Here is a 6850-nt window from a genome sequence, read left to right on the forward strand (position 1 = left end):
ACTGATCGCCGCGGCCCCGCCGCCCGATGCCGGGCTCGCGCCGGCGCTCGCCGCGCTCCGCCGCGCGATCGCGGCCGAGCGCAGGAGGTTCGCATGTCCCTGAACCGGTTCGTCGGCCTGCCGCGCTACCAGCGCGCGTTGCGCCTCACGCTGCCCTACATGCGCGGGCTCGACGTGCGCGCGGTGCAGGCGCGGCTGATCGAGCGCGATGCCGACCTCGCCCGCCTGGTCGCGACCGCGGACGGGCTGTTCGGCCCGGCGACCGAACGCGCCGTGATCGCCTTCCAGCGGCGCTTCCGCGACCGCTACGGGCTCGCGGTCGACGGCGTGGTGGGGCCTGCCACCTGGGGCGCACTGTTCGCGCCGACCGGAACCGACGATGCCGAAGTGAAGCATCTCGCCGCGCTGACGGCGCACGCCGCCTCCGCGGCCGCGGTGCTGCGCGATGCGCTGCCGGAGATCGCGCGGCCGCATCGCGTCTTCTCCGACAGCGTTGCCTGGGCGCTCACGCGCGACGGCATCGCGATCGACGGCGCCCCGCCCTCCGGCACGCCGGGCGCGCCGCGCACCATCCGCGCGCTGGTCGCGCACCGCGCGGTCTGGACCGCGATCCGTCGCGTCGCCGCCGAGGAGGGCGTGCCGGTCGAGCTGGTGCTCGCCACGATCGCGACCGAGTCCGCGGGCGGCGCGCGCTCGATCGACGAGGCGATCGCCGCGCGGCGCGAGGAGCCCGGCTTCGTCTCCGACGAGGCCACGCCGCACCGCGTCTCGGTCGGGCTGATGCAGACGCTGCTCAGCACCGCGCGCGAGGTGATGAAGGACCGTACGATCGACGCCGCCTGGCTCGCCGTGCCCGAGAACGCGATCCGCGCGGGCGTCGGCTACATCCGCCGCCAAGCGCCGCGCACGCGGCTCGACCCGCCCGTGGTCGCCTGCGCCTACAATGCCGGCGACGTCCACTATCAGGCGAGCCCCGGCAACCGCTGGCGGATGCGCCAGTACCCGATCGGCACGGGCGCGCATGCGGACCGCTTCGTCGCCTTCTGCACCGACGCGATGCGCGTGCTGCGCGCCGAGGCGCCCGACCTCGAAGGCGCGCCGAGCCTCGTCGCCGCGCTCGAGGCGCTCGGCGCGTGACCGCCTACGCGGCGATCCCCTGCACGCCCTTGGTGGTGCTGTACTCGAAGTGCAGCGCCTGGTCGGGGAAGACGATCGCGTGCATGGCATGGGCGGCCATCGCCGCCTCCGAGAAGCCCTGCAGGATCAGCTTGAGCTTGCCGGGATAGGTGGCGATGTCGCCGACGGCGAACACGCCGGGGATGTTGGTCGCGCAGGTCGCGGGGTCGATCCGCACATGGTTGCGCTCCAGGTTCAGTCCCCACGCCGCGATCGGCCCGAGCTCCATCGCCAGCCCGAAGAAGCAGAGCAGCGCATCGGCCTCGAGGCGGCGCGTCTCGCCCCTCAGCGTCGCCACCTCCACCGCGGCGAGCGCGCCGTCCGCGCCGGCAAGCCCGCGCAGCTGGTACGGCACGACGAGCTCCACCTTGCCGGCGGCCGCGAGCGCCTCCATGCGCGCGACACTCTCGGGGGCGGCGCGGAACTTCGGCCTACGGTGCACCACCTGCACCGAACGCGCGACCTCGGCCAGGCTGATCGCCCAGTCGACCGCCGAGTCGCCGCCGCCGGCGATCACCACGCGCCTGTCCCGGAAGTCCTCGCGCCGCTGCACGGCGTAGAAGACCGACCGGCCCTCGAAGGCCTCGATCCCCTCGATCGGCGGGCGGTTCGGGCCGAAGGCGCCGGCGCCGGCCGCGATCACCACGGCGCGGGCTAGGATCTCGTCGCCCGCCGAGGTGCCGAGGCGGAGCCGACCGTCGGCTTCGCGCCCAAGCCGCACCACCTGCCGCCCGAGCCGGTAGTCGGGGCGGAAGGGGGCGGCCTGCGCGATCAGCTGCTCGATCAGCCCAGCGCCGCTGATGGCAGGATGCGCGGGGATGTCGTAGATCGGCTTCTCGGGGTAGAGCGCGATGCACTGCCCGCCGATCGCATCCAGCGCATCCACGACCACCGAGCGCATCCTGAGCATGCCGCATTCGAACACCTGGAACAGGCCGACCGGCCCCGCCCCCACGATGCAAACATCGGTCTCGGTCGGCCCGGCCATGCGCGTCTCCTGCGTCGTCCCGGGGCATAGATACGCCCCGGCCCCCGTCGCGCAAGCGCGGGCCGGCTGGCAGACTCCGCCGGCGCTGCCATGACGGTCACCGAGTCGCCGACCTTCGCCCTGCCCGACGAGGCCGCGACCGCGCGCCTCGCGCAGGCGGTCGCGCGGCTGGCGCGGCCGGGCGATGCGATCCTGCTCGCCGGGCCCTACGGCGCCGGCAAGACCGCCTTCGCGCGCGCCTTCCTGCGCGCAGCGACCGGCGATCCCGCGCTGATCGTGCCGAGCCCCTCCTTCACGCTGGTGCAGACCTATGCCCTGCCGGGCGGCGTGGAGGCGTGGCACTACGATCTCTGGCGCGTCGCCGGCGCGGAGGAACTCGCCGAGCTCGGCTGGGACGAGGCGCGCGCCGGGATCGCGCTGGTCGAGTGGCCGGAGCGGCTGGGTGCCCTCACGCCCCCGGATGCGCTGACGGTCGCGCTCGCCCCCGTGCCCGGCGATCCGGGCGCGCGCCGTGCGACGCTCGCCGGCTGGCCGGACCGGCTCGCGACGCTTGCGCGATGACGCCCGCGGCGTTCCTCGCCGCGCACGGCTTCGGCGCGGCCGAGCGCATCCCCCTGCCGGCGGATGCCTCGTTCCGCCGCTACGAGCGGCTGGTCGGCGGGCCGGTGCCGGCGCTCCTGATGCTCTGCCCGCCGGGCCGCGAGCCGCTCCTGCCCTTCCTGCGCATCGCGGCGCATCTGCGCGCACTCGGGCTCTCGGCGCCGGCGGTCCATTTCGTGGACGAGACGGATGGGCTGGCGCTGATCGAGGACCTCGGCGAGGACACCTTCACCGCGCTGCTCGCGCGTGGCGCGGACGAGACCGCGCTCTACGGGCTCGCGGTCGAGGCGCTCGCGGAACTGCATCGCCATCCCCCGCCCGACTTCCTGCCCGCCTGGGATGCCGAGGCGATGGCCGCGGCCGCCGCCGCGACGCTGCTCGACTGGTGGTGGCCGGCGGCCTTCGGCGCCCCCCCCGGCGATGCCGTGCGCGCCTCCTTCCGCGCCGCCGCGCGCGAGACCCTCGCCCCCTTCGCCGACGACCCGCCCGTGCTCGTGCACCGCGACTTCCACGTCGACAACCTGCTGCGGCTCGACCGTCCGGGCCCCGCCGCCTGCGGCCTGCTCGACTTCCAGGACGCCGGCCTGGGCCACGCCGCCTACGACGTGACGAGCCTGCTCGAGGATGCGCGGCGCGACATCGACCCGGGCGTGCGGCGCGCCGTGCTCGCGCGTTACCTCGACGCCGCGCGCGTCGCCGACCATGCGCGCTTCCTGGCCGCCTGCGCCGCCCATGGCGCGCTGCGCCACGCGCGCGTGGCCGCGCTCTGGACCCGACTCGCCCGCCGCGACGGCAAGCCGCACTACCTGCGCCACGCGCCGCGCACCTGGCGCCTGCTCGACCGCGCCCTCGCCCATCCCGCCTGCGCACCGCTCGCCGCCTGGTTCGACGATCACGTCCCGCGCGAGCATCGCCGCGCGCCCGAGGAGCATGCCGCATGAGCCGTCCCGTGCCGCGCCGCGCCATGATCCTCGCCGCCGGGCTCGCCACGCGCATGCGTCCGCTCACCGACACCACCGCCAAGCCGCTGCTCGCGGTCGCGGGACGCTCGCTGCTCGACCGTGCGCTCGACCATCTCGCGGCGGTCGGCGTCGAGCGCGTGGTGGTCAACACCCACTGGCAGGCCGAGGCGGTGCGCGCGGCGCTGGCGGTGCGCGACCGGCCCGAGACGATCGAGAGCCACGAGGAGACCCTGCTCGACACCGGCGGCGCGGTGGTGAAGGCGCTGCCCCATCTCGGTGACGAACCGTTCTATGTCGTCAACGGCGACGCGTTCTGGCTGGATGGCGCGCGGCCTGCGCTGCTGCGTCTCGCCGAGGCCTTCGATCCTGCGGCCACCGACGCGGTGCTGCTGGTCCACCGCGCGGCCCAGCTCCCCTCCTACAGCGGCCGCGGCGACTTCGCGGTCGATCCGCTCGGCCGTGTGCGCCGGCCGAAGGAGAAGGAGATCGTTCCCTACCTCTACGCCGGCGTGCAGATCGCCGCACCCGCGCTGTTCGCGGGCGCGCCGGACGGCCCCTTCAGCACCAACCTCCTGTGGGACCGCGCGATCGCGGCCGACCGGCTGCGCGCGGTCGTGCATGACGGGATCTGGCTGCACCTCTCCACGCCCGAGGATCTGGCCGAGGCCGAGGAGATGCTGCGCGGACGCGCGAGCGTCTTCGCCTATGCGCGCTGACGCGCTCGGCGCGCCGCCCCCGCGCGTCTTCACGATCGCGCCCGACCGGCCGTTCCTCGACGACCTCGCGCTCGGCCTGATCGGGATCGCGGGCGAGGACCCGGTCGCGCTCGCGCGCATCACCGTCCTGCTGCCGACCCGGCGCGCCGGGCGCGGACTGGCCGAGGCCATGCTGCGGCTCACCGCCGGGCGGGCGGCGCTCCTGCCGCGCATCCACCCCGTGGGCGACCTGCCGGACGAGGCGCTGGCGATGGCGGGCGCGCTCGCCGTCCCGCCGGCGGTCGCCCCGCTCGCGCGCCGCGCCGCCCTGGCCCGCCTGGTCGGCGCCTTCGAGCCCGAGATCCCGCTGGAGCGGGCCTGGCGGCTGGCCGAGGAGCTGGGCGCGCTGTTCGACGAGATGGCGACCGAGGACGTCGATCCCGCGCGGCTCGCCACGCTCGTGCCCGAGCGCTTCGCCGCGCACTGGCAGCGCACGCTGAAGTTCCTCGAGATCGTCACCGCCGCTTGGCCGAGGGAACTGCGCGACCGCGGCGCGAGCGACCCGGCGGAACGGCGCGTGCGGCTCCTGCGCGCCCAGGCCGAGTCGTGGCGGACCGCCCCACCCGCAGACCCCGTGATCGCGGCCGGTTCGACGGGCTCGATCCCGGCGGTCGCGGAACTGCTCGGCGTGGTGGCGAGCCTGCCGCAGGGCGCGGTGGTGCTGCCCGGGCTCGACCAGCGCCTGCCGGAGGCGCTGTGGGACAGGCTGCCCGACACCCATCCGCAGGCCGGGCTGGCGCGGCTCCTGCGCGGCCTTGCCATCCCGCGCGAGGCCGTCCGCCCATGGCCCGCGCGCGCCCGTGCCGCGCCGATCCCCGACCGCGCCGCGCTCGTCGCGGCGGTCATGGCGCCGCCCGAGGGGCTGGAGGCCTGGCGCGAACGCGACCCGGAGCGCTGGCGCGCGTCCCTCGCCGGACTGGCGCGCGTCGATGCCGCCGATCCACACGAGGAGGCGATGGTCGCGGCGCTCGCCGTGCGCCGCGCGCTGGCGACGCCCGGCCGCACCGTGGCCATCGTCACGCCCGACCGCTTCCTCGCCCGCCGCATCGCGAGCGAACTCGGCCGCTTCGGCGTGCGCGCCGACGACTCGGGCGGCGAGCCGCTGGCGAACACGCCGGCCGGCACCTTCATCCGCCTGCTCGCCGCCGCCGTGGCGGATGGTCTGGCCCCCGTCCCGCTGCTCGCGCTGCTGAAGCACCCGCTCGCGGCGGCGGGCGAGGCGCCGGCGCGCTTCCGGCTCGAGACGCGTGCGCTCGAGCGGACCGCGCTGCGGGGGCCGCGACCGGCGCCCGGACTCGCGGGAATCGCCGCCGCGATCGAGGCGGCGCGCCGCTTCCCGCCGCGCTGGGCGGATTTCGATGCGGCGACGGGTTGCCTCGTGCGCCTCCGCCCGATCCTGGAGCCCGTGCTCGCGCTCGCCGGACAGCCCACAGCCGGGATCGGCGAACTCCTCGAGGCGCATCTCGTCGCCGCCGAACGCCTCGCCGAGACGCCCGACCGGCCGGGCCCGCTGCGCCTCTGGGCAGGCGAGGACGGCGAGGCGCTGGCACGGCATCTCGCCGAGCTCGCCTCCGCCGTGGAGGGGTTGCCCCCGGTGGCGCCGCGTCAGTTCCCCGCGCTTCTCGAACCGATGCTGGAGGGGCCCGTGGTGCGGCTCAGGCGCGTCGAGGCCGAGCATCCGCGCGTCGCCATCCTCGGCGCGCTGGAGGCGCGGCTGCAGCACGCCGACCTGATCGTGCTCGCCGGCCTGAACGAGGGCACCTGGCCCGAGGCCGCCGAACCCGGCCCGTGGCTGTCGCGGCCGATGCGCGAGGCGATGGGTCTGCCCTCGCCCGAACGCCGGATCGGCCAGGCCGCGCACGACGTGGCGCAGCTTCTCTGCGCCGGGGCCGAGGTGCTGCTGACGAGGAGCCGCCGCGCCGAAGGGGCACCCACCGTGCCGTCGCGCTGGCTGTCGCGGCTCGACGCCTTCCTGCGCGGCCAGTTCGGCGCGGAGGCGGCAGCACTGCTCCGCCCGCCGGAGGACTTCGCCGCGATCGCGCGCGTGCTCGACGATCCCGGCGCGCCGATGCCCGAACAGCGCCCCGCGCCCAGGCCGCCGCTCGCCGCCCGCCCGCGCCGGCTCTCGGTCACCGAGATCGCCACCTGGATCGCCGATCCCTACGCGCTCTACGCCCGCCGCGTGCTCGGGATCGAGCCCCTGGAGCCGCTCGACGCCGAGGCGGACGCGGGCGATTTCGGCGACATCGTGCATGGCGGCATCGCCGAGGTCCTGCGGGCGACCGGCCTCGCCTGGCCCGAGCCGGCCGAGGCCGCGCGGCTCCTGGAGGCGGCATTCCGCCGCCGGCTCGACCGCAGCGCGGCGCGCC

General features: G+C 76.3%; 6 protein-coding genes. 5 read left to right on the forward strand and 1 reads right to left on the reverse strand.

What is annotated here, in order from left to right:
* Positions 1-93 precede the first annotated feature (93 nt).
* The gene (locus tag FK498_RS19420; RefSeq protein ID WP_161988450.1) at positions 94-1137 is read left to right on the forward strand and encodes a peptidoglycan-binding protein; all 1044 of its coding nucleotides are present in this window, start codon (positions 94-96) and stop codon (positions 1135-1137) included.
* A gap of 4 nt (positions 1138-1141) precedes the next feature.
* On the opposite strand, the gene FK498_RS16060 is transcribed toward FK498_RS19420, so the two are convergent.
* A complete protein-coding gene (locus FK498_RS16060; protein WP_141856308.1) occupies positions 1142-2164 on the reverse strand; it encodes an NAD(P)/FAD-dependent oxidoreductase in 1023 nt (340 codons plus the stop codon).
* Positions 2165-2254: 90 nt separating this feature from the next.
* Between FK498_RS16060 and tsaE the strand changes: the two genes are divergently transcribed.
* The 4 genes from tsaE to addB form a co-directional block, all read left to right on the forward strand.
* Complete coding sequence (gene tsaE / locus FK498_RS16065) at positions 2255-2725, forward strand: tRNA (adenosine(37)-N6)-threonylcarbamoyltransferase complex ATPase subunit type 1 TsaE (RefSeq protein WP_141856310.1); 471 nt, start codon at positions 2255-2257, stop codon at positions 2723-2725.
* A complete protein-coding gene (locus FK498_RS16070; RefSeq protein ID WP_141856312.1) occupies positions 2722-3705 on the forward strand; it encodes an aminoglycoside phosphotransferase family protein in 984 nt (327 codons plus the stop codon). Before tsaE ends, FK498_RS16070 begins: the two co-directional genes overlap by 4 nt.
* Positions 3702-4442, forward strand: a complete 741-nt coding sequence (locus tag FK498_RS16075) for a nucleotidyltransferase family protein (protein ID WP_141856314.1) — start codon at positions 3702-3704, stop codon at positions 4440-4442. Before FK498_RS16070 ends, FK498_RS16075 begins: the two co-directional genes overlap by 4 nt.
* A partial coding sequence (addB, locus tag FK498_RS16080; protein WP_161988451.1) for a double-strand break repair protein AddB occupies positions 4432-6850 on the forward strand: 2419 nt, incomplete at its 3' end. The genes FK498_RS16075 and addB, both read left to right, overlap by 11 nt.

The organism is Elioraea sp. Yellowstone (genome assembly GCF_006704265.1).
Taxonomy (GTDB): domain Bacteria; phylum Pseudomonadota; class Alphaproteobacteria; order Acetobacterales; family Acetobacteraceae; genus Elioraea.